The organism is Mucilaginibacter ginsenosidivorans (assembly GCF_007971025.1).
Lineage (GTDB): Bacteria > Bacteroidota > Bacteroidia > Sphingobacteriales > Sphingobacteriaceae > Mucilaginibacter > Mucilaginibacter ginsenosidivorans.
The window spans coordinates 4,371,880-4,395,851 of the sequence record NZ_CP042436.1; the positions used below are offsets into that span (position 1 = coordinate 4,371,880).

19 protein-coding genes are annotated in these 23,972 nt (G+C 44.4%); 5 read left to right on the top strand and 14 right to left on the bottom strand.

The genetic code is table 11. The annotated features are described in order from the left end of the window. The first annotated feature begins 45 nt into the window (after positions 1 to 45). Together FRZ54_RS19935 and FRZ54_RS24795 are read left to right on the top strand one after the other, a co-directional pair. Positions 46 to 2,247: a right-handed parallel beta-helix repeat-containing protein gene (locus FRZ54_RS19935; RefSeq protein ID WP_147033570.1), complete on the top strand. Its 2,202-nt coding sequence runs from the start codon at positions 46 to 48 to the stop codon at positions 2,245 to 2,247. Positions 2,248 to 2,506: 259 nt separating this feature from the next. Next, positions 2,507 to 2,686 carry a hypothetical protein gene (locus FRZ54_RS24795; RefSeq protein ID WP_228462552.1) on the top strand — a complete coding sequence of 60 codons (180 nt, stop codon included), beginning with the start codon at positions 2,507 to 2,509 and terminating at the stop codon, positions 2,684 to 2,686. Between the two features lie 330 nt (positions 2,687 to 3,016). Here FRZ54_RS24795 and FRZ54_RS19940 read toward each other — a convergent pair whose 3' ends face one another. The 14 genes from FRZ54_RS19940 to FRZ54_RS20005 all read right to left on the bottom strand — a co-directional run bounded on the left by FRZ54_RS19940 (position 3,017) and on the right by FRZ54_RS20005 (position 21,030). Beyond that, entirely contained in the window at positions 3,017 to 4,540 is a 1,524-nt protein-coding gene (locus FRZ54_RS19940) for an alpha-isopropylmalate synthase regulatory domain-containing protein (protein ID WP_147033571.1), read from the bottom strand. A gap of 115 nt (positions 4,541 to 4,655) precedes the next feature. After that, a complete protein-coding gene (locus FRZ54_RS19945) occupies positions 4,656 to 5,114 on the bottom strand; it encodes a GNAT family N-acetyltransferase (RefSeq protein ID WP_147033572.1) in 459 nt (152 codons plus the stop codon). Beyond that, positions 5,114 to 6,052 carry a Nif3-like dinuclear metal center hexameric protein gene (locus tag FRZ54_RS19950; RefSeq protein WP_147033573.1) on the bottom strand — a complete coding sequence of 313 codons (939 nt, stop codon included), beginning with the start codon at positions 6,050 to 6,052 and terminating at the stop codon, positions 5,114 to 5,116. The genes FRZ54_RS19945 and FRZ54_RS19950 overlap by 1 nt, the downstream gene beginning before the upstream one ends. A gap of 114 nt (positions 6,053 to 6,166) precedes the next feature. After that, a complete protein-coding gene (locus tag FRZ54_RS19955) occupies positions 6,167 to 8,881 on the bottom strand; it encodes a phosphoesterase (protein WP_147033574.1) in 2,715 nt (904 codons plus the stop codon). Positions 8,882 to 8,950: 69 nt separating this feature from the next. Continuing rightward, complete coding sequence (locus tag FRZ54_RS19960; protein ID WP_147033575.1) at positions 8,951 to 9,715, bottom strand: glucosamine-6-phosphate deaminase; 765 nt, start codon at positions 9,713 to 9,715, stop codon at positions 8,951 to 8,953. Continuing rightward, positions 9,699 to 10,898, bottom strand: coding sequence for an N-acetylglucosamine-6-phosphate deacetylase (nagA, locus tag FRZ54_RS19965; RefSeq protein WP_147033576.1), 1,200 nt, complete (start codon positions 10,896 to 10,898; stop codon positions 9,699 to 9,701). Before nagA ends, FRZ54_RS19960 begins: the two co-directional genes overlap by 17 nt. Then, positions 10,895 to 12,430, bottom strand: a complete 1,536-nt coding sequence (locus FRZ54_RS19970) for a beta-N-acetylhexosaminidase (protein WP_147033577.1) — start codon at positions 12,428 to 12,430, stop codon at positions 10,895 to 10,897. Before FRZ54_RS19970 ends, nagA begins: the two co-directional genes overlap by 4 nt. Before the next feature lie 24 nt (positions 12,431 to 12,454). Continuing rightward, the gene (locus FRZ54_RS19975) at positions 12,455 to 13,753 is read right to left on the bottom strand and encodes a sensor histidine kinase (protein WP_147033578.1); all 1,299 of its coding nucleotides are present in this window, start codon (positions 13,751 to 13,753) and stop codon (positions 12,455 to 12,457) included. After that, positions 13,737 to 15,110 carry a sigma-54-dependent transcriptional regulator gene (locus FRZ54_RS19980; protein WP_147033579.1) on the bottom strand — a complete coding sequence of 458 codons (1,374 nt, stop codon included), beginning with the start codon at positions 15,108 to 15,110 and terminating at the stop codon, positions 13,737 to 13,739. Before FRZ54_RS19980 ends, FRZ54_RS19975 begins: the two co-directional genes overlap by 17 nt. 27 nt (positions 15,111 to 15,137) lie before the next feature. Then, complete coding sequence (locus FRZ54_RS19985; protein WP_147033580.1) at positions 15,138 to 16,319, bottom strand: ABC transporter permease; 1,182 nt, start codon at positions 16,317 to 16,319, stop codon at positions 15,138 to 15,140. A 25-nt stretch (positions 16,320 to 16,344) separates the two neighbouring features. Further along, positions 16,345 to 17,577, bottom strand: coding sequence for an ABC transporter permease (locus FRZ54_RS19990; protein ID WP_147033581.1), 1,233 nt, complete (start codon positions 17,575 to 17,577; stop codon positions 16,345 to 16,347). 21 nt (positions 17,578 to 17,598) lie between these two features. Further along, the gene (locus FRZ54_RS19995) at positions 17,599 to 18,264 is read right to left on the bottom strand and encodes an ABC transporter ATP-binding protein (protein ID WP_147033582.1); all 666 of its coding nucleotides are present in this window, start codon (positions 18,262 to 18,264) and stop codon (positions 17,599 to 17,601) included. A 21-nt stretch (positions 18,265 to 18,285) separates the two neighbouring features. Next, complete coding sequence (locus tag FRZ54_RS20000) at positions 18,286 to 19,740, bottom strand: TolC family protein (RefSeq protein ID WP_147033583.1); 1,455 nt, start codon at positions 19,738 to 19,740, stop codon at positions 18,286 to 18,288. A gap of 45 nt (positions 19,741 to 19,785) precedes the next feature. Beyond that, positions 19,786 to 21,030 (bottom strand): efflux RND transporter periplasmic adaptor subunit, encoded by a 1,245-nt coding sequence (locus tag FRZ54_RS20005; protein WP_147033584.1) that lies wholly within the window; start codon positions 21,028 to 21,030, stop codon positions 19,786 to 19,788. Positions 21,031 to 21,268: 238 nt separating this feature from the next. Here FRZ54_RS20005 and FRZ54_RS20010 point away from each other — a divergent pair, with 238 nt between their 5' ends. The 3 genes from FRZ54_RS20010 (at position 21,269) to FRZ54_RS20020 (ending at position 23,972) form a co-directional block, all read left to right on the top strand. Next, positions 21,269 to 21,781 carry a hypothetical protein gene (locus FRZ54_RS20010; protein ID WP_147033585.1) on the top strand — a complete coding sequence of 171 codons (513 nt, stop codon included), beginning with the start codon at positions 21,269 to 21,271 and terminating at the stop codon, positions 21,779 to 21,781. A 60-nt stretch (positions 21,782 to 21,841) separates the two neighbouring features. Next, the gene (locus FRZ54_RS20015) at positions 21,842 to 22,120 is read left to right on the top strand and encodes a 4a-hydroxytetrahydrobiopterin dehydratase (protein ID WP_147033586.1); all 279 of its coding nucleotides are present in this window, start codon (positions 21,842 to 21,844) and stop codon (positions 22,118 to 22,120) included. Between the two features lie 88 nt (positions 22,121 to 22,208). Then, the gene (locus FRZ54_RS20020) at positions 22,209 to 23,972 is read left to right on the top strand and encodes a family 43 glycosylhydrolase (protein ID WP_147033587.1); all 1,764 of its coding nucleotides are present in this window, start codon (positions 22,209 to 22,211) and stop codon (positions 23,970 to 23,972) included.

A 23,972-nucleotide genomic window follows, 5' to 3' on the forward strand; every position in this document is an offset into this window, starting at 1 on the left:
GGGCATTTGAGTTAACTACCACCGTATCTATTTGTACCATTCAAAATGAAAAATATTCTGAAATTCTGTGTTTTTTCTTTAGCGCTGTTTAACCTGCATGCCCTGCAAGCTCAAAAGAAGCTTATTACTTTACATCAGGGGCTTGTTATTAAACATTCCGTAATTGTCAAAAATAAAATTTACCATTTAGCAGGCACCGATTCATTGTTCCTGGCACCAATTGTTATTGAAGGCGATAATGTCTCAGTAGATTTTAATGGTGCCGTGATCGACGGCTCTTCCGATCCGGAAAACCCGGACAAATTCGTGGGCACAGCTGTTATTATTAAAAGCGGGAAGAACATCACCATAAAAAATCTAATAGTTAAAGGTTTTAAAGTAGGTGTAATGGCGCGGGGAATAAGCGGTCTTAAGATAATTAATAGCGATTTCAGTTATAATTTCAGGCAGCATTTGAATAGTAACCGGGAACGGGAAGACCTAGCCGACTGGCAAAGCTACCACCATAATGAAAAAGATGAATGGCTTCGTTTTGGCGCAGGAATTTACTTAAGGGGCTGCGATAGCGCAGATATTCATGGCAACATTATTATTGAAGGACAGTGCGGGCTAATGATGACTAATTGCAATGGAGGTTTGATATACAATAATAATTTCTCATTTAATTCTGGAATCGGGATCGGGATGTACCGCAGCAGTAATAACCGTGTCCTTTATAACAAGCTTGACTGGAACGTGCGTGGCTTTAGCGATGGTGTTTATTACCGCGGGCAGGATTCGGCCGGTATCCTGGTATTTGAGCAATGTGATAATAATACTTTTGCATGGAATTCGGTAACCCACTCGGGCGATGGATTCTTTCTATGGGCGGGTCAAACGACGATGGATAGCGGCGAAGGCGGCTGTAATGATAACCTGCTTTTCTCGAACGATTTTTCCTATGCCCCCACAAACGGGGTTGAGCTTACCTTCAGCCGTAATAAGGTTATCAATAATATCATACACGATTGCTGGCATGGCGTGTGGGGAGGATTTAGTTATAACACCATCATCGCTAACAATGACTTTGCGGGCAACATGTCTTCTATAGCCATAGAGCACGGCAAGGATAATATTATTGATCAGAATACTTTTACAAGTGAAAAAGTTGGTATCGAATTATGGTCAAATCCTAAAAGGCCTAAAGATTTTGGCTACCTGAAAAAAAGAGATACCAGGAGCATCAACTACAGCATCAGGAACAACACTTTTACCGATGTTAAGAATATTTTCAATATCAATAATACAGATAATGTGGCAATCGATAACAATAAAATATCGGGCAGTACTTTACAGCAAAAGTTTGATACCACGGTAAACGATCTTGAAATTGATAAAACAGGCGGCCAGGCGAAACCTGTAATAGACAGTAGTTATTTTCCAAAGCCGGGCGTTATTGTGAGCGGGCAAAACACCCGTTTAGCTGCGTCAGAACCACAAGGCAAAAAATATATCATGATGACGGAATGGGGGCCATACAGCTTTAAATACCCCATAGCCTGGTGGAATAAAACCGATAGTTCGGGTAAAATAAGTCTGGATGTGCTTGGCCCGGCCGGGAAATGGAAGATCATCGGCATTAAAGGCGCCACTGCACTAACGAACGCATCGGGTGTGCTGCCGGGGAACGTGACGATCCGGAAAGACACATCAGCATTAACAAACATTGATATAAAATTTGAATATAAGGGTGATGCGGTTACTTCAGCATTCGGAAAAAAATATAGAGCCGGGCAGCCATATTATTTTTATTACAGGCAATTTGATATCCCATATAAATGGGAGACAAAATGGTTCGTTTTCGATACGACCAGCGACCCGGTTAAGAACGAAGCTAAATTCAGGCAACTAATGGCCGGAAAACCTGTTAAAACAACAGAAGGTACCGAATTAAGCATCGTATTCGGAAAAGGCTTTGGTAAAAACATTCCGAGGGAGAAGATAGCAACAATGTCCTCATCAGCCATAGATGTTCCGGAAGGACTGTATAAGATCGGGATAAGCGCATCGGAGATGGTAAGAGTTTATATCGACGATAAATTGGTTATGGAGAATTGGGACCCCTCCAGGCTTATTTATGACGCCGATTACCACCGTGATGCGGTATTGCCTTTAAAAGGCCGGCATATTATGCGCATTGAACAAGCCCAATATGGAGATTATGGTATGCTGAATATTATTATCAAACCTGTTTATAAAGGAAACTAACATCTGCCGGTTTAACATAAAAAAAACCTTCAGATACTTTCTGAGGGCTTTTCTGTGATAATTGAAGATCTATATAGTCAATTATTTTACTCTGGAGCTTTTTTGAGGTACCAAGGGTACTATTATAATAGCTATCAAAAGGGCAACCTCTAATACAGTTATCATGTTTTCGTTATTATATGTTAAATAAAACCATTTACAGCGTGGGCACTAACTAATTACGGGAACATAGTACCTCGGCGGGATTACGGCTAAAAACATGCCATTTCAAACATTTATTTTTCCAGAGAAAATTCACGAAAAAGGGAAATTACAGGAATTAAAAATTCACTTTGAAAAAAATCAGAACCGGAAAAAAACTTTACACAGAAATTTAGCCAGGGAAAAAAAATTGGGTAAAATGATGAATAATTTCCTTTTTAAAAAAAATGACCAATAACTGGAAAAAAAAATCGGGTTTTATGAAAAAATGGAGTCGAATTAGCAAAAACGAGAGGGCAATGCCTTAATTTACCAGTTAAACGACCAAAAATCATTCATTTTTCTCCCCTTCTTCATAAATAATATGAAAAACCTTTTACTTTCCATCCTGATAACGAAAATGAAATCATTTTTGCCATATTGTCATATTTTGTATTTTATGACAATATGGCACAAAAAATCAGCCTAAAAAGCCTGACAAACCACTGTCAAAATGGCAAATATTGGGAATTGTGGTAAATTATGCCATTTTTACCCCGTGCCAAATTCCACGACCTACAAACGGGGTTTAAATGACGTTGAGCATCTTTTGCGTAGCCTTGATGGCCGAAACGGTTTGATCGCTATCCAAACCTCGGGTTTTGAATTCCTTGCCGCTATACTCCCAGGTAATGATAGTTTCGCACAAAGCGTCGGATTTACCGCCCGGAGGAATGCGTACGGCGTAATCCGTCAGCATAGGCAATACCAGTTTCTTTTTTTGATAGATCACTTTCAGGGCGTTCATAAAAGCATCGTATTGGCCATCGCCTTGCGCATGTTCTTCAAAGGTTTCACCATTGACGTTGATCCGCAGTGTAACCGATGGCCGCAAATTTTTGGAATGTGTAAGCACGTAGTTCTCTACATGAACCTTCTCTTCTATTGCATCGCTGTCCAGTACATCCGAAATGATATAGGGCAGGTCGGATTGCGTTACTGTTTCCTTCCTGTCGCCCAATTCAATTATTTTTTGGGTTACCTTTTTCAAATCGGCATCGGACAGGCGAATGCCCAGTTGCTGCAGGTTATTTTCGATGTTAGCCTTGCCGCTTGTTTTACCAAGCGCGTATTTGCGCGTGCGCCCAAAACGTTCGGGCATCAGGTCATTAAAGTAAAGATTGTTCTTTTTATCACCATCAGCATGGATACCGGCAGTTTGGGTAAACACATTTTCGCCAACTACAGGCTTATTTGCTGGGATGCGAAAGCCTGAAAAAGTTTCCACCAGCTTACTAACCGAATAAAGCGAGGCTTCATCAACGGAAGTATTCACATCCTTCACAAAATCATTTAAAACAGCTATGGTACTTGCCAAAGGAGCATTTCCCGCACGTTCGCCCATGCCGTTGATCGTAAGGTGTAAGCCCCTTACTCCGGCATTTACGGCCTCCAGCACATTGGCAATACTCAGGTCGTAATCATTATGGGCATGAAAGTCAAAATGAATGTCCGGATATTTCTCAACTATTTCCTTTAAATATTCCCTTGTTTCAGATGGTATCAAAACTCCCAGGGTATCAGGCAATAATATCCGCTTAACCGGCTGTTTAACTAAAAACTCAAGGTATTGGAACACATAATCCTTAGAATGACGCATACCATTGCTCCAGTCCTCGAGGTATACGTTACAGGCTATACCATTTTGCGCGGCATATGCTATTACCTCGCTCACTTCCTGAAAATGCTGTTCAGGCGTTTTTTTAAGCTGGTACTTGAGGTGGTTCATCGAACCTTTCGTGAGCAGGTTCATCACCTTCGCCCCTGCTTTTACCATCCAGTCAACCGATGTCGTACCGTCTACAAATGTCAGCACCTCGATCTTATCGATAAAGCCATTCTCCGACGCCCAGTCTGTTATCTTCTTCACCGCCTGGAACTCTCCTTCTGATACCCGGGCCGATGCGATTTCGATGCGGTCGACTTTCACTTCAGTAAGCAATAACTGGGCAATGGTCAGTTTTTCGGAGGCAGAGAAGGATACACCGCTGGTTTGTTCACCATCCCTTAGCGTGGTATCCATTATTTCAATGTGGCGTTGCGATTTGGTCATTATAGTTTATAACTGGCATTACCCGCAAATATTTGAATGCGAACAATATAAATTTTTAACAGGAGTGCAATAATCGGAAAAACAAGCGTAAATCGGTAATAATTTATGAAAAACCTTAAAGACTATGGGATAGGTGGGAAATATCTCTCCAATACATCCAGTGCTGATCCAAATTTTCTGCACCCATTGATGCATAAAACTTTCTTGCTGCTTCGTTTCCAGGGTCGACGCAGACTTTTCGCGCGCCCTTTTCTTCGAACCATTTAGCCAAAAGACGCACTAATTCGCTTGCTATTCCTTTCCGGCGATGCTTACTCGTTACATCTATCCATTCCAGTTCGCCATCACAATCCAGTCGCGTGGTTAAATGGCCGGCAATAAAACCGATGATTTCATCATCTTTCATTGCGACAAAAGCAACACGGGGCGCTAATGCTTTTTGTGGGTGGCGCGTACCATCCAGGTAGCCCGTTATTCTTGGCATCCAATATTGCGCCTCGCCCCAGCCTTCCGAACGCAACCGCGCCAAAGCCGCGATGTCAGCGTTAGTTGCGGCGCGGTAGTTTATTTCCATTAATAAAATTTCAACGAATTGCCGGGCGAAATATGATCAACCTTTACACCCGGTATATTCTTGTTCAGCCACTCTAACATAAATTGTGAGCCAGGCTCTTCACTGGCGATATGACCCATCACCACCAAATTGATATTATCACCTTTGGCCCTTGCATCGCGCACATATTCGGCAGTCTCCCATTCAGATATTTCACCACAGAAAAGAACGTTGGGCTTTAATTTACTGATAGTTTCTATTTGCCGCTGGCCGCCGGCAGCACCAGGCATGTAGATAACCCGCCTGCATTGTGCGGAAAGATCGCCGATATACCTTACCGTATCGATGCGCAATACTTTTTTTGCGTGGCTGATCAATTCGTGAAGCGGTGTACTGGACATGGTGAGAACATTGGGTATATCCTTATCAGAATACTGATCCCACTCCAGCAGCTTTAGAGCTGTAACAGTAACCGGGTCCGGGTTCATGGTGTGAATATAATCGTGGTTGCGCCAAACCGTAATACCATGTTCTTTTAAAAGATTGGCCTTATACTGATAAACATCATCGTCTTTCAGCCAATCGGTGTTATCTGTATGATTGTAAAAGGTTGGTTCGTGGGCGATAATGAAATTTGCGCCCAGTTTTATCGTTTTTTCAATAATGCCGACGGTTGCAAACATCGTCGTTACTATGCCGGTAACCACTGTATCGGGGCTACCTGATTTTAGTGTATCTACCGTGTTGCTTTTTACCCCACCTGGCACCTGGCCGATAAACATATCCATGATCTGCCTGACAGTGTACGTACCGTCAGGCTTAAAGAATCCGGCGGCGCTGCTCATTTGCGGAATAGATAAAGCGGCCACTCCTGCCCCGGCGATCAGGGCTGAATCGCGGATGAATTTACGGCGGCCCTGGCTATTTTGCCCAACAGGTTGCTTGTTTTCGGTTGACATAATTGATCTACTATCTTAGAATACAAGGTTATCAATTTTCACCTGTAATATCAAAACAATAAAACCCGGTAATTGCACCGGGCTCCATGAATAAGTACGTTCAATTTGATTTCATTACTGTGCATGTTCGTGGTCCTTGCGTTCATGTTCTTCATCATCCATATCCGGACCTTTTTCTATTTTCCTCCAGTCAACATCCTTTCCATAACGCTTCATAGCTACCGACGGATCAAACACACGTGTGTCGCTTCGAACCAGTGTATAAGGAGTAAAATCCGGCTTGTTTGTAAAAAAGTCGCGCAGCAGGGTCCCGGTTGCATCATACTGATTCACGTAGGGTACGTCCAGTATATTATAAATCGTTTTCAGGATAGATCCAAAATTGGCGTGGGTATGGCTCACATATCCTTTTTTTACATAAGGCCCCGCCATCATCAATATAGAACGGTGGGCATCCAAATGATCAACTCCACCTTGCGGGTCATCCTCGGTAATGATCACCAGCATATTTTTCCAGTATTTGGTACGTGATAAAAAGTGTAATATCCGCCCTACAGCCAGGTCGTTATCCGCCATATACGATTGCTTCATGGGATACCCGTCTGCGGGCCGCACATCTGCCGTATGGTCATTAGGCACCTGCATGGTAATGAGTGCCGGCATTTTGCGCTTGCCTGTGATCCACATTTTGGTGAATTCGCTTTCAAACTGGTCCATCCTGAACTGATCGGGAATGTTTGTGTTAAAACCTGCGTAATTGTGGCTCGTACGATTGAACAGCGCTTTTTGCATGGGCACCATTACCACATGGCCCGACCCGGTAGCGGTATCGGTCCATATCTCGCGGTTATGCGCGGTCTCATTTCCTTCGCCGAAATTGTAAAAGCTTACGTGCTTGCGGCCAAGGGCCTCCCATAAACCACCCCGTTCGGCATAGTCCTCGGGATCCATGCTGCCGGTTGATCCCGGAAACCTGCGACCCGGCGCTTTAGAAAAGATTTTGGCCGTTTTGCTTACATTGGAATTCGCCTCAACCCATTCATTCGGTATTACGCCAAGCATCCAGTGATGCCCGTGTATGGAGGCGTCGCTGTCGCAGTAGTAGTTATCAGAAAATGCAAATTGTTGTGCCGCTTTGATATGGTTCGGCGATACGTTCATATTGGGTAACTGCACTCTGAGCGCATCGGGCAAAGTGTACTCGCAATGCACGCCAAAACGCGCAAGGGTACTATCGCCTTTTGCATTTTTCAGTTGGCCCAGCACTTCGTCGTAGGTACGGTTTTCCTTCGTGATATAAACAATGTACTTTATAGGCGTTTTGGTTAGACCGGGCAAAACGGGTAGTGGATTTTTAGGATCCGGCATAACAGATTTGCTGATTAGTGTATTCGCTATTACCTGTTTGGTGTAAGCAGCCAGCTGTTTTGAGTTAGGCACGGGCACTTTCTGAAATAAGCCAAGCTGTATGTCGCCTATGTAAGTCCCCTGGGGAGGTTTTACAAATCCGTCGCCACCGTTTGGCCCTGCTCCAAAACCCCGGCACGATGTAATGTATAATTCTTTACCATCAACAGATAATCTTACGCGAGCAGGGCCCCATCCTGCAGGTATAAGCCCCACTGTCGTCCCGGTAGCAACATCTATCACTGCCACCGCATTAAATCCAAGCAAAGCAACATATAATGTTTTTTCGTCTTTGCTTAAAGCGATGCCAAAAGGCAAATAACCGCGATACTTATCAATGCGACTATCAACCCGGATAGGAATGGTGCCTGATAATTTATTGTTTTTATAATCGATAATGCTGATGTTATCATTCGTAGCATTGGTAACATAGGCCAGGCTTTTACCAACAGCTATCGAGTTTGGACTTGCACCGCCAACTACTTCGGCTCCTTCTATCATTTGTCCAACCTGGTAGCCTGTTTTAAACCTGCTGATTACTTTATTAATAATAAGGTCAATTGTAAACACGCTCATCGCTTCGGGCGACGATGGGCTGCCTACCCCGGGGATAGTTCGTCCTTCTACGACAGTACCATTGATCGACTCCTTTGTATTGTCGCCGTAAGGGTGATGTGTTATCATAATGGAATCGACATTCTTTTCCGTAGCGCCTTTGATCAATGGATATGAGTACATCCCTACATTGGCTACAAAAGCCATTTTATGATCGGGACTCAAAGAAAGGCCGAAGGGCTGCCTGCCAACATCGATGGATGCAACGTTCTTTTTCGTGGCAAGATCGATCCGAACCATCCTAAAATTACCGCGGTCCAAAACGAGCAGTTCGTTCGTTGTGGTAACAAGTAACAGGTCGGAAGTGAAACTATCGTCATAATTTTTCCCGTTAATTTCTCCGTTAAGCGACAGGGAATCAATTATCCGAAGTTTCTCCGTATCAAAAACAAACACAGCGCCATTGTCGCCGCCACTCAGGTAAACCGTTCTGGAATCGGGCGCAAAGGCGACTCCGAGAAAGTTGCCGTCACGAAAGGGCAGATCCTTTTTATTCGTTCCATATTTGGGTATCCGTATGGTTTTCAGCGACGCCAGATCGATCAGCGTAATCACCCCATTATGAAGCGTAACTGCCTTTTTCCCGTCAGGGGAAAGCGAGAGGCCAAATGGGTCGTGCGTAATACGGGCCATTTGGCCGGCAGGCTTTACAAACCGGCCGCTTGGCAACACTGAGATACCCGCGGTATCAATTTTACAGTATTGACTGTATCCGGGAACTTCCAGGATATTTACTTTTTGTTGGGCGACTGCTGTTACTGAAACAAGCAAAAAAACGGATAGAATTAAGACGTATCTGGCGTTCATGTGCGTTTATATGGGTGATAAAAATAAAAGCAGAAAGTTAAGTCGGCCTTTATTAATTATTAAATGTCCTTACCATGCATTGCCCGCGCTATCAGTATCAAGAAATAATATCGCGTTAGGATGCCTGCGCAGTGCAGAAGCCGGGCAATATTCCGTTATCCCGCCATATATGGTATCAAAAACAGCCGCAGTCTTATTTTTTCCCGGCACCATACAACAGATGTATCTGCCAGCCATTAAGGCCGGAACAGTTAGCGTTATAGCATGAGTTGGCACATCATCTAATGCAGCAAAACAGCCGTCATTTACCTGCTGCCTGCGGCAGGATTCATCTAAATCGACAATTTTAACAACCAATGGATCGTTGAAATTGGCCACATGGGGGTCGTTAAAGGCTATGTGCCCATTCTCGCCTATGCCCATGCAAACAATATCGGGCGGTTTTTGCAATAACAGTTCGGCGTACCGCCGGCATTCAAGCTGCGGATCTGGAGCATTTCCATTAATGTAATTAACCGACCGGAAAGGCAAATGACCAAATATCTTCTCTTTCAAAAACGCTCCAAATCTTTGCGGTGCGTCATCGCTCAGGCCAATGTATTCATCCATGTGGAAGGCGTTCACGCGTTGCCATTCAATATCTTTTCTTTCGACCAATGCCTGCAGGAATTCATTTTGAGATGGCGCTGCCGCGAAGATTATATTCACAAACTGCTGCCGCGAGAATAATTCCGTCAGCTTTTCACAAACCATTATCGCCGCGGTATTACCCATCCCGGAGCGGGAGTCATATATCCTGACAGCCAGTGAGTCTGCTTTAAATTCCCTGAACATTCTTATCAAAAATTATTTTACCGTTGATCATGGTAGCACTGATATTAATATTCTCGTCAAAAAAAACAATGTCGGCGTCCTTCCCTGCTTCCAGCGACCCTTTTTTGTTATCGATCTTCATAATTCTCGCGGGAATATATGAAGCCATGCGTACCGCTTCTACCAATGGTACTTCAGCCAGCTTCACCATGTTCCGTACTAACAGATCAAAGGTAGCCACGCTGCCGGCGAACGACTGGCGATCTGGCATTTTGGCTACACCGTCTTCTACAATAACTTTCACGCCGTTTTTAAATCCGCCTAAAATACTTTCACCAGGCGGCATAGCTGCGGCGCGCATGGCATCTGTTATCAGCGCGATCCTGTTTGGACCCTTGATCTTGTAGATCAGTTTCAATAGGGGTGCAGGAAGGTGTACCCCATCGGCTATGATCTCCACATCCATATCGTCTATCAGGTAGGCGCTTTCTATCACGCCGGCATACCGGTAAGCGTTACGCCGACTTACACCCGACATAGCCGAATAAAAATGGGTAGCCAAAGTATAGCCTGAATTAAACGCTTCCACTACTTCTTCATAGATCGCGTCGGTATGGGCAATGGCAGGTAAAATGCCATTTTGCACCATGTACTTTCCGAATTCTATAGCACCCTTCAATTCGGGCGCAGCGCTCCAACGCCTGATAAATTTTGATCGGGATAATATCTCGCGATATTCTTCAGGATCAGGATTGCGGATATAGCGCGGATCCTGCGCGCCGCGCTGACTCATGGCAAAATAAGGGCCCTCCAAATGAATACCCATAAATTGCGCACCAGCAATATTTAATTTGTTCGCGTCCTCGTAAACTTCCAAAGTATCCAGCAGATCGGCTTTTTCGCAGGATAATGTTGTGGGAAACATGGCTGTTGTGCCATGGTGTACGTGCGTTTTGGCTATCTCAAGGAACCCTTCAACCGAGTTATCCATAAAATCGTGCCCGCCGCCTCCGTGGATGTGTATGTCGATAAAACCGGGCGAAACATATTGTCCTTTTGCATCGATAACAGCAGCACCAGGCGCATCGATCCTGCCTTCAGATACGGCTATTATTTTGCCATCGCCAACCAATACGCTTCCATTATCAAAGATCTTGTCGCGCGTAATAACACGGCCGTTTAGGATCAGTTGCATCGAAGTCATTTTTGACGTGATAACCGGTTATACAATAGTTCCGCTTTGGCATTGCGAAGGTCGCTTTCTTCCTGCACCTCGCCGGGATATAAATAATCCTGGTTCAATTGCTCAAAAACCACATCGAGCCGGGCCTGCCGATTTATAAGATCCTTTAGTTTATCAAGCACTGCAGGTATCTCAGCCGGGTCAAACGTTGGTGAATTCACATTTGCTTCAATAAGTTCATAGGTCAGGTAGTGTACGCGGATGGTGGCCATTAAACTATAATGCTTAAACTCATCCTGGTTTTTTGTTGGATTTAACGAATTAAAGATAGTCAGCGCATTACCCGCTTCTGCCAGCGATTGCTCGACGGACATAGATGTTGGCGATACTGCCTTGCCCTGCATTACCTGGTATTGCGGCATTTTTAGCGCCTGCCAGAATTTAGCGGCCTGACCGGGAGTTAAACCATAATAGTCAACAGCGTATTTGGTGACAAATGCATCAATGTCAAGCGGTTTCTCCGATCCCAGGCTTTCAGCATAGGCTGCCAGCAATATGTTAAACCCGCTAATGGGGTACACATGCCTGATGGCATAGAGATCAAGAAGATTTTCATCGGTCTCCCAAACTGATGAATAAGCTCCTGAGGTTGACCATGAGGTCATGATCATTCCCTTATAACCCAATTTGCGGCAAGCCGGCACAAAATCGCGGATGTTTTTGAAATGTTTTTCCCATTCTGTAAGGAAGTAGTTATCCGGGTGCGAACGCAAGGCGGGTGCGCCCCAAATTTCAAAGCCGCTTTCAACAAGCTTTTTATGCTCGCCGAAGTTATTCATATCCCAGCCGTAATTCCAGTCCACCAGGATGGTTCCCTTCGGAAGCAGCTTGATAGCCTCGGGGTATTTCAGTGCTATATCGGCCCACATCACCGGGCGCTTACCCAGTTTGATCACGATATTGCAGAGCGTCCGGATATAGTCGATGTACAATTTAGATTTGCCTTCTTCTGCAACCTTCTTCTGGCACCGGGCATCGTGTCCCAAAAGATACGTCTCGTCGCCGCCGATGTGGATATATTTTGAAGTATGGGTGGATGCCAGTTCGGTGTAAAGATCAGTAAAAAGCAGGCTGTCCTGTTTGGTTTGAAGCGGGCAAACCTGCGAATAATCCTTCTGATCCTCGCGCAGATCTTTGTACTTTTCGTTCCGGAGTATATACTCAACATGCCCGAAACTTTGCTGCAGCGGGATAACATCTATGCCTAAACCGTTACAGTATTGTATAAAATCGACTATTTCTGCTTTAGTATACGCGTACCGGTTTGGAATGAGGGGATGCTTTTCAAAGGGATATGTTCCCTCCCACTCCATGATCAATGTATTCATGCCTTCTTGTTTTAGTTTCAGCGCGAACTGCTTTAGCGCGGGCATCGGCATTGCCTGTATCCGCAGATCGAGATGGAAACCTTTTACAGCGAAATCGTGCGCTTGGCTATAATTAATTGGGGCACACGCAAACATGACGAGTAAAAGCAGAAGACATTTTTTCATAGCGAAATGGTTTACGCTATAAAATTAGAAGTTTATGGTAAACTCTGTCTGCTGCGGAGCCACTGTTTTTAAGGAAAATTCAAAAGCATGATTGACCAGTATCTCGCGCACCAGTGTAAGACCTATGCCTTGTCCATCTTTTTTTGTTGTGAAAAATGGTGTAAACAATTGTTCGCTTTGTTCGGCACTTATGCCTTTGCCGTTATCCGTTATGATCAGTTGCCTTGGCGCCAACCTTACCGAAAGTTTTATCTCGCCGGACTCATCACTGGCTTCGATAGCATTTTTGACTATGTTGATAAGCGCCTGCTCCATCTGCTGCTCATCGGCTGAGACATTGACAGGCAGGGCATTTAATTGCGTGACCAGTTTTATATTCTTTTCAGATGCCCTGATTTCCATCAGTGTAACCACCGACGCTGCCAGCTTGTTCAGATCGATCAGTTTACGGTTTGGCACAGGCAGCTTCACCAGGTCGGCAAAGTTGCGTATGAAAAGATTAAGGTTCTGATTTCGGTCGAGGCCCACGCCGAGCGCATCTTTCAAGTCGTCGGAATGGTGTCCTTCCCATAGTTTATCGGTTTTTAGGGCAGATTGTATAATAGAATTTACCGGCCCTATGGTATTGTTCACCTCATGCGCCATCATGCGGATCACCTTACCATACACATTCTTTTCAGCAGCGAGTATCTCAGCCGTAAGTTCCTCGATCATAATAAAATCGCGCGCGAAACCGCGATCGATAAAATGCGACCGCTGCAGGCGGTAAGTGGTGGCGCCGTTCAGTTTAAATATTTTTGAATCGCCCGGCTTTACCGTTTTGATATGCTTGAGGAAATCATCCGGTAAGTACTCAACCGACAGTTTAAGCAACTCTTTTTCATTAACATTGAGTATGGCGCAGGCTTTGGGGTTGATCTGGTGTATATTGTTATCATAATCCAAAATAATAATACCGGTGGGTGAAGTGTAGATCAATTTTTCAAGAAAAAAATGCTGCTGCTCCTGTATGGTACGTTCGGTACGCAGGTGGTCGATCATTTCGTTATAGACGCCTATCAACTGGTCGACCTCGCGTTTACCTGTCGGCACAAATTTTACATTAAAATCCCTGTCGCGGATTGCCTCAATACCCTGCATCAGTGACTTTAGCGGCTGTATCAGCTGGCGGTACAGGTTCCAGGCGATGATAAGGGAGATGATGACAAAAACTTCTGATATGATAAAAAATACCAGGTTTTTTTCAAGAATGTAGTAGCTGAGCACCAGCACAATGAGGTGCAGGATAACAACAAACAGGATGTACTTAGTCCTCAGCTTCATCGAACGGTATCTGGTATTTTTCGAGCCGGCGGTATAAGGCACTCCTGGTAAGGCCCAGTGATTTCGCTGCCCGCGCTATTTTGTTATGATGAAATTCAAGCGCGCGTTTGATCATCTCGACCTCCATTTCCTCCAGGGTCACCACCCCTACTCCCGGCATCTGCAAATTACCTTTTTTTACCGGCGATAGTTCCAGTTGCGACCGAAAATCTTTAATATCCAGCACATCCTTTTTGCTAATAAGGATAGAACGTTCCACCAGGTTTTTCAGTTGGCGAATGTTGCCGGGCAATGGCAAAGTTTGCAGCCACTTCATCGCGTTGACAGATACGGTTAGTTTAGGGCGATTATATATCTCCTTTAAATTATTGATGAAAAAATTGACCAACAAAGGAATATCCTTCGGGCGCTCGCGCAGGGCAGGCAGATAAACGGTGATCAGGTTAATTCGATAAAGCAGGTCCTCCCTAAAACTTTGACGGGCAACCATCTCGTTCAGGTTCTTATTGGTGGCGCATACAACGCGAACGTCGACTGTTTTTGTACGGCTGCTTCCCAACACCTCGTAGGTACGGTCCTGCAATACCCGCAGTAACTTTACCTGGCTGCCGGCATCCAACTCGCCAATTTCATCCAGGAAGATGGTGCCTTTATTGGCCATTTCGAATCGACCCATCCTGTCAAACCTTGCATCGGTAAATGCCCCGCGAATGTGCCCGAACATCTCACTTTCGAACAGGGAGGTCGAAATACCTCCAAGATTCACTTTAATAAAAGGCTTATTTCGGCGCAAACTGTTTTGATGGATAGCCTCTGCTATCAATTCCTTGCCCGTTCCGCTTTCTCCCATCACCAGTACCGAGGCATCTGTACCTGCAACCCGCCCGATAGTTTCCAATATATCCAGCATGTTCGGATCCTCGCCGATGATGTGTTGAAAGTTATACTGGCTATCCAGTTGTTTCCGGGTACTGTGCTGCGCTTTTTTATCCTGAAGGTCGAGCAGAGTTTTTACCGATTGCAGCAAATGATCGTTATTCCAGGGCTTGTTGATAAAATCGTTCGCGCCCAGTTTCATGCCTTTTACAGCCAGTTCGATACTCCCCCACCCTGTTATTAATATCACCGGCACCGCCGGGTCGGCCTGTTTAATCTTAGCAAGCAGACTCATACCCTCCTCGCCAGACGTAGCAATAGAGAAATTCAGATCGAGGATGACCAATTCAGGGTGCCGTTTTTTGACAATGTTTAAAGCGTCACCAGGCGAAGGCGTGTCAGCAACCTCGTAACCTTCACTTTTTAAAAGTAATTGCAGCGAGGTGCGTACAGCTATATCATCGTCAATTATTAGTATCATATTACAATTGCAAGTATAAGCAAATGGTTATTCTTCATGCAGTGCCACCGCCGGGTAAATTGCTGCAGCCTGTTTACCAGGATATAAGGCACAAACCGTCACCAGCAAATAGATAAATATGATCGACAGTATGAGCGCCACAATGTAAATCCCTGCTTCAAGATTGAACACGTTCAGTAAAGGAAACTGGATCGCAAAAAAAGTCCCAATTATAAGGGAGAACGTGGTGAGCACCAAGGCTTCTGAAACCAATTGTGATGATACAGACTTCGCGGTTGCCCCAATAGCCCTGCGCAAACCTATTTCGCCACGGCGTTTATTGATGTTGTACCAAAGTACGCCGAACAGCCCCATCGCCACGTTAATGATCAAAAAACATGCAACGATGGATGTAACGATCATCGGTATTAGGCTCCAAAGGTTGGCGCTTTTGCGCTTATTTGCCATATGCTCTATCTCGACATTGGAATCCTTCATATAACTAGCCATCGTCTTATATAGCTTGCTTTCAAATGCAGCATCCGCACCCGGCGTCACCCTGATCATGATCTTACCCAGCCAATGGAATGATCCGGTGTCTACCCTTTTATAGATAGCCGGACGAGCCAGCGCGTAATCGCCACCTGCTTTTACTCCCTGCACAACGCCTATGACCCTGAGGCTGTTTTTTGCGTCGCCCTCATCCATCAATTTCCCAACTGCTTCTTCAGAACCAAATAATTTATCTTTCAATGAATTATTGATGATAACAGGTGTAGTTTTTGCCATGCCATCTGCTTTTTCGAACCACCTGCCATGCAGCACCTGAATATTCATCGTATTTTTATAGTTATCATCGGCAGTATAGTGGTCGGCATTGCTGGTACCCCCTTTATAATGCACGTCACCGGTCCATTGGTTGTTTGAAAAAGGTATATTATCGCTGCAAAAACTTGCTTCCTTTACCAAAGGCATTGATTTAATAGTTGCCCTCAGGTTTTCATAGAATGTGTTCAATGAATCCGTATTAGTGGTTTTGTAGGTATTATTGTAACTCACGGCCCACAAGTCGTTATAATCGAACCCGATAGGTTTTTTGTAATTGTTATAATAGTATACAAAAAGTGTAAATACTGCGAAGATGACCAGGAACGAGACCAGCATCTCGGACATCAATAAAAAGTTTTGCTTCTTTTTATTCCAGATCAGTTTAAATAAATGCTTGAACATGATATGTTGATTTAAATGATTTGACTTATTGCGCTTTTAATGCATTTACCACATTTAGTTTGGACATGCGCCATGCCGGGTAGACACCCGATAACAACCCGAACAACAAACAAACTAACAGGCCGATAAACAGCACAGTAAAGTTGATAGTGAGTTCGAGGTTTGCGATAAGATGAGCGCTGTTGATAACCTGCAAAGCGATAAAAGATAATACGATACCTATCAAACCGCCAAGAAGTGTAAGAATGATATTCTCCACTATAAATTGATAGACCAGCGTCATTGACGATGCACCGAAAGCTTTGCGAACCCCGATCTCTGACGAGCGCTCCATGATACGGGTAATGTTGATGTTCACCAGGTTAAGCGTAGGTAAAAGCATCACGATGACCGCAAATATGCTAATGGCCGTGATTGCGATAAACGTACCTGAATGTTTATCATCACCTGTATCAACGTAAGCTTTGATGTAGGTATCGGCATGGCTGTTAACCGTAGTAAACATTTTATCTTCGGGTTTTAACCTTTTTATCATGGCCTCATATTCGTCGTGCATTTTGTCAAGATCTCCGGACGACCTGGCCAGCAGAATACCAAAATAACCGCCACCGTAGCTCTTATTGTTTTTATATCCCTGGTCCTTGGCCACGGTATAGGGCAGGTAGATATCGCTGTAAAGCATATAGCTGGTAATTGGTACATTTTTCACAACTCCAATAACGCGGTATTTTACATTATCCGCCTCGATATACTGTCCCACAACCGATCCGCCATCGCCGAAATATTCCTTTTTCATATCGGTCGAAATGACGGCAACCTTGTCGGCGTTGTCAACTTCTTTCTTGCCGAAAGGCTTCCCCTCTACAAAATCATATTCCAGTATTTCCCAGTACTCAGCGTTGGTGTATTTGTAGTTCACCGCTATCTTTTTATTGTTCACATAAGTGTTTGTTCCGTTAAAGCCCGACGAAATACCGATACTGACCGGGGTTTTCAAAGTGCGGGCATAATGATCGAGGAAATAGAAAGAAGGCGGTCCCGATTGCATGGTATTTTTACCCGACTGCGATATCCTTGAGACGTAAAGCGACCTGTCACGTTTTTTATCGGGGTAATTATCACCAACAACCTTATCAATGAATGCGGTAAGCACAAGCAGGATGGTTAGCGTAAAGCTTATACCGAACAAGCTGATAAAGGTGAAGAACTTTCGCCTTTTCAGTACCGCTATGGCTATTTTGAAATAATTTTTAAGCATGGCTTGAATATTTTAAAGTGATTACTGAACCTGCGAACCATCAAACAACCGCACTAAGCGGTGAGTTTTGTGTGCCATATTCTCGTCGTGCGTAACCATTACGATGGTTGTGCCGTCCTTTTGGTTCAATTGCATCAGGATGTCCATAATTTCGTTGCCCATGGCACTGTCGAGGTTACCCGTAGGCTCGTCGGCCAGGATAATTTCCGGCCTGCCAACTATCGCCCTGGCTATCGCCACACGCTGCTTTTGACCACCGGATAATTGAGTAGGAAAGTGCTTGATGCGGTTAGATAGTCCGACTTTGGCCAAAGCTTCTGTGGCCAGTTGCTTTCTTTCTTTAGCGGTTACATCACGGTAAAGCAATGGTAATTCCACGTTATCCAGCACCTGCAAGTCGTTTATCAAATGATAGCTCTGAAAAATGAAGCCCAATTTTTTGTTACGGAATTGTGCCAGCTGCTTATCGTTCAGGCTCTCTGTTCTCTGGTCGGCTATGCGTACATCGCCTTTGGTGGGCGCATCAAGCAGCCCCATAATATTAAGTAATGTACTTTTTCCGCAACCCGACGGGCCCATAATGGATAGGAATTCGCCTTTGGCAATATCCAGGCTTACACTACTCAGTGCCAGTGTTTCAACTGTATCGGTGCGGTAAACTTTTTCGATGTTTTGTAAACTTATCATATCGTTGTTTTCTATTTAAGGTTATTTATAAGTGATCTTTTGATTCGAGTCGAAATCAAAAAGTGACAGATAACGCAATTGATAGTAAGCGCTCCAGAAATCGCGCAGCGCGGCCACATAATCCCTTTTTGCCTGGTCATTTTCCTGGAAGGCAATGCTGAGGTCGGTGATGCTTAAATTACCCAACACATATCGCTCCTTTGCTATCTGATATTTTTCCCCCGCAATACTATCAGCCTGGGCTGTCAGGCCCACCTGCTCTTTCATTTGGTTGAATAGGGTAACCTGCGTTACGATCTGTTGTTTAAATGTTTGCTTATCCTGCTCCACTGCATATTCTGTAAATTTCTCATTGGCTTCGGCTGTTTTGATCTTCGATTTTGACCGGCCCCAATCCAAAACAGGGATACTAAAAGTCAATTGTATCAGCTGTTGTGTTTGTGGCGAGCGGTAGACCCCAGCGATATTAGGAGCCGAGTTTGACGTACCCAGGTTTGCGGTTAATGCGGCAGTAAGGCCGGTTTGGCCATGTGCTATGGCTACATCGCGTTTGGCTTCGGCTATTCTTCTTACAAACGCAATGGCATCCGACCGGTTGGCATAAGCTTCTTCCAGAACCCTGTCAGCCGATACGGTCATTGAACTGATACTCTCCGGAACAATTAAAGTTATCCGGTCGTCACCTTCCTGGCTGATATAACTGCGCAAGTTGAGCGTTGCTAACTCCATGTCGCGTTTGGCATTACCAACGGCCTTTTTTGCGTTTAATAATTCGAGTTGTAGCTGCAATATTTCGTTCCGGGTGATCTTACCCATCTGGAATTTAGTATTCGCAATCTTGAGGATATTTTCTGTATTTGAATAGTTGGTTTGTGCTATCTGCAAATTTACCTGTGCAAGCAGCAGGTCGAAAAAGTAGCCTGTCGCAGTAATTGATATCTGTTCCTGGGCCTCGATATAAGCCTGCTTGCTTTCGTTATAAAGCAGCGGCTGTATCCTTTTTTCCCACTTTAAGCTATTGTATTGGCCCAACGGCTGACTTATACCTATAGCGTAAGGAACACCATTATACAACACATTATGCCTGTCAAAATCGTCGAAGCGTTGCAGCTGGGTTTGGCCATAAATGGTTGCACCGGTAGCAGTAATGCTCTGACTGAAGTTTAGCGTCATTTCGGAGTTATCATTATGTATCGGCTGAAAAAGTATCGTACCATCGGGTTGCAAAACCTGAAGGTTGGTTTTGCTGTAACCCGGCAAGTTGCCGGTTAATGAAAGCTGGGGGTTATAGTTGGATTTAAATGTACGCCATTGCCAGTATTTGGTTTCGCGCGTGGTAACAGCCTGTTTGGATGCGATAGAGTTTCCCTTGGCCAGTTCCACCACATCGTGTAAGGTAAGCCTGATGGTATCCCCGCCCGAACAAAAGGCTGTTGTGCTAAGTAATAGTAATATTGCTGTATATAAAAATTTCATTGCTAATTCGATCTAATGTTACTGATGTCCGGCAGCACTCTCTGGTCACTTAATGTTCAACTCCTTCGTGTTTTTATACTCGCTCATATCCGAGGTTATCACTTCGTCACCTTGCTTTATCCCGTTCACTACTTCTACATAGTCAAAATTGCTCAGGCCGGTATGAACAGAGTGTTTTACGGCCCTGTTGCCATTGATGACAAAAACATCCTGCGGACTTGCGCCTTTAAATGCCGCACCGTTTGCTACACGCAACACCTTAGTGTGCACAGCAGTTACCAGGAAAACATCCACTTTCATATTTGGGCGCAACTGCTTGTTGTTGCGCTCTTCCAGCTGAATATCAAAATAGATAATGCCGTTTTGCACCGACGGATTAACATTTGATACGGTTCCCTTTAATTGGGTATCGTTAATGCGGACGATAACCGGCATACCTGTATGCAATTGGTCGAGATAAGTATCTGAAAGGCTCCCGGTAACTTTAAAGCTGCTGAGATCGGCTATACGGGCCAGGGTCTCGCCTTCTTTTATATTGGCCCCGATATTTTTGTTGACAAAAGTCACAACCCCGCTTCGGGTAGCCACCACGTCGGCAAGTTTCAATTTACGCTCCAGTTCATTCAGGTCGTTCTGCTGGATGTCGGCGGCTATTTCAGCCTCTTTCTCCTCTATCAGCATGGTTTTCTGTTTGCTTTTTATCTCGTTCTCTATTTGCTTTTTTTCCAGCATTGCAACTTTAAGGTTCAATTCGGCCTGCTCTATATCTTCGCGCGTGCCACCACCTGCTTTATAAAGGCGCTTTGCATTTTCAACAGCATCTTTCAAATTGCCTATGCGCAGTTCCTTTATGTCGTTGTTGGATTGTATATCGAAATAACTTTTATCCAGATCAAGCTTGAGTTTGGCTATCTCGGCGCGCTTGGTCTCTAACTGAAATTTCTGTTTGGCGTAATCGTTTTCCGATGCTGATTTATCAAGGGTAAGTATAGACTGGCCAGCTTTTACCTTACCACCGGCATCAGTCACTACTTTTTTTATCGACGCGTTCACCGGGCTTGTGATGATCTCTTCAAACTCGGGTAACACCTCGCCCGAAGCGTTCAATGTATTTTCTACATCCCCTATTTCAACTTTAGCCGTTGTTATTTCTGCCCGGGTTACAGAGGAGCCGAGAAATATTCTGATAAGCCATATAACAATTGCTATAACGGCAATAGCTATTATGATGACAACAGTTGTTTTCTTTCGTTTCTGTACTAGTACTTCCTGGGTAATTTCGGTATCCATGTATGCAATTTTGCCTTAACAGTTTACAAGCGCCATACCAAACACAAATACTTATAAATCAATTGTTTACTATTTATAAATTTCAAGAAAGTGTCCGATACCGGACAGATTTAACGATTTCGGGCAGGCTAAATCAATTCATTTGCACCGCAGATGATTTTTTTGATTTTTATTATCCCTGTTTGTATATTTATCTAAGTATCAACCTATTTATCAATTTACCTTAACTTAAATCATTATGAAAAAGATCTATCTTATTTTAGGGTTTTTGCTTTTTTCCTGCTTGTTTTTTACAGACGCAAAAGCACAATCGTCAGGCGACTGGCATTTTGATATCGGGCCGAATGTGGCTATTCCTATCCGAAATCTATCCTACTATACTTCTCTTGGCATAGGAGCCGACGTTGCCGCCACGACAAACATCACAACTGAGGTGGCCGTGGGTGGCAGGGCGAATTATTCTTACTTTATCGGTAAAACTCCGCTCTTAGCCACCGAATCACATGGTGCGAGCGTCATTAATATCACGGCAGACGGCAGCTACACTTTTCCGATGAATATCTATGCCGGTGTCGACCTCGGCGTGGGCTTTCTATCATCAAACGGCCAAAGTGATACCGAATTTGCACGGATATTCAACCTGGGGTATAAATGGGACCAAAGTAAGCAGCATACCTATATTTTTACCGTATATTTCGACCAGACAACCTACCAGAAGTGCCTTGGTGTTAGAGCGGCGGTAAGGCTTTGATCGGATAAAAACACTTTATCATAAAGCCTGTTGTTAATAATATCAATAACAAAACCTGACATGAAAAGGCTTACCAAACAGGACATAGATGACCAACTCAAAGGATTGAAAGGATGGGAATACAAAGAGAACTATATCTTCAAAAATTTCATTTTTCAAACTTTTTTCGAGGCCTTTACGCTATTGTGTAAGGCAGCGTTTATTGCCGAAAAACTGGATCATCACCCTGATTGGTCGGGCGTATATAATAAAGTGACATTAAAGCTGAATACCCATGATGCCGGTGGCGTAACTCAAAAAGACATTGACTTTGCCATTGAAATTGAGAAATCGATGTGAAATAGTACATCATCTGTTTCACATCGATTGACCACCATAGAAAACGGGTTATATTAGTGGCATCATTCCAATATTAAACCGTTTTACTATGAGGTCATTTAAAAGCAGCCTGGCACTGTTCCTGTTATTGGTATCATTTGCCGGGCTGAACGCACAGCAAAAAAGACTCACCTACTGCAACCCCTTAAACCTGGATTACGGCTATACACCATTTAAAGATTTTTCTAAGTGGGGGCGCCACCGTGCCACAGCCGACCCGACGGTCACCCTGTTCAAGGGCAAATACTACCTGTTTTCTACCAACCAGTGGGGTTACTGGTACAGCGACGATATGGTGAACTGGCATTTCAACTACCGCAGTTTTTTGCGGCCATACAACGAGAACCAGGGCGACAACCTGTGTGCTCCAGCAACTTTGGTTTTGGGAGATACTTTGCTTGTGATCGGATCGACTTATAATAAGGACTTTACATTATGGATGAGTACCGACCCTGTGCATAACGAATGGAAAGCTGCTAAAGATTATTTTAAAGTAGGCGCCTGGGACCCGGGCATGTTCGCGGATGACGACGGGCGGGTGTATATCTATCACGGCTCAAGTAATACGCTGCCCCTTTACGGGCAGGAGATCGATCGAAAAACCTTTGAACCGATAGGCCCTAAGGTGGAAACTCTACACCTGGACTATGAAGAACATGGATGGGAACGCTTTGGCGAAAACAACGACAATGTTTTCCTGGGCGGATTTATGGAAGGCTCGTGGATGAACAAGCATGATGGCAAATACTATTTACAATTCGGGGGTTCGGGCACTGAGGGGCGCGGTTATGCCGATGGTGTTTTTGTAGGCGAGAAACCGCTTGGGCCATTTACTTATCAAAAACATAACCCATTCTCGTACAAACCGGGCGGCTTTATCAAAGGCGCCGGACACGGGGCAACATGGGCCGATAAATACGGCAACTATTGGCATATATCTACCATGGTAGTGAATGTGAAGAACAATTTTGAGCGGCGCATCGGTTTCTGGCCGGCCGGCTTTGACAAAGATGGTGTTTTGTACTGCAACACAGCCTATGGCGATTTTCCGCAATACCTGCCGGATGGCAAAGAGGATCACCTGAACGGTAACAGCAACTTTACCGGGTGGATGATCCTTAACTATAGCAAACCTGTTGAGGTTTCATCCACGCTTGGAGGTTATCACGCCAACAATGCGGTAGACGAGGACATCAAAACTTACTGGAGTGCCAAAACCGCCAATAAAGGCGAGTGGCTAAAAAGCGACCTTGGGGATGTTTGTACCATAAATGCTATCCAGGTGAATTATGCGGATCAGGATGCAGAATTTTCAGGGAAATCGCGGGGAGTATTTACTCAATACGTCATCTACTCGTCCGTCGATGGTAAAAACTGGAGGGTTTTGGTGGATAAAAGCAAGAACAAGACCGACGTTCCGCATGATTATATTGAGTTAAGTAAACCGGCTAAAACCAGATATCTTAAGCTGGTAAATATTCACATGCCCACCGGTAAATTTGCCATATCCGGGTTCAGGGCGTTTGGCAAAGGTGCCGGAGCGAAACCAGGTGAGGTAAAGGACTTTATGGTATTGCGTGGCGATGCGGAACGCCGCAATTCGTGGATAAGATGGCAGCCTGTTGATAACGCTATTGGTTATACTATTTATATGGGTGTGGCCCCTGATAAACTCTATAACAATATTATGGTTTACGGCAAGAACGAATACTTCTTTAACGGTATGGAAAAAAGTTTGCCTTATTATTTCCAGATCGAATCATTTAATGAGAACGGAATCTCGGAAAGAACGAAGGTGATAGAGGTGAAGTAG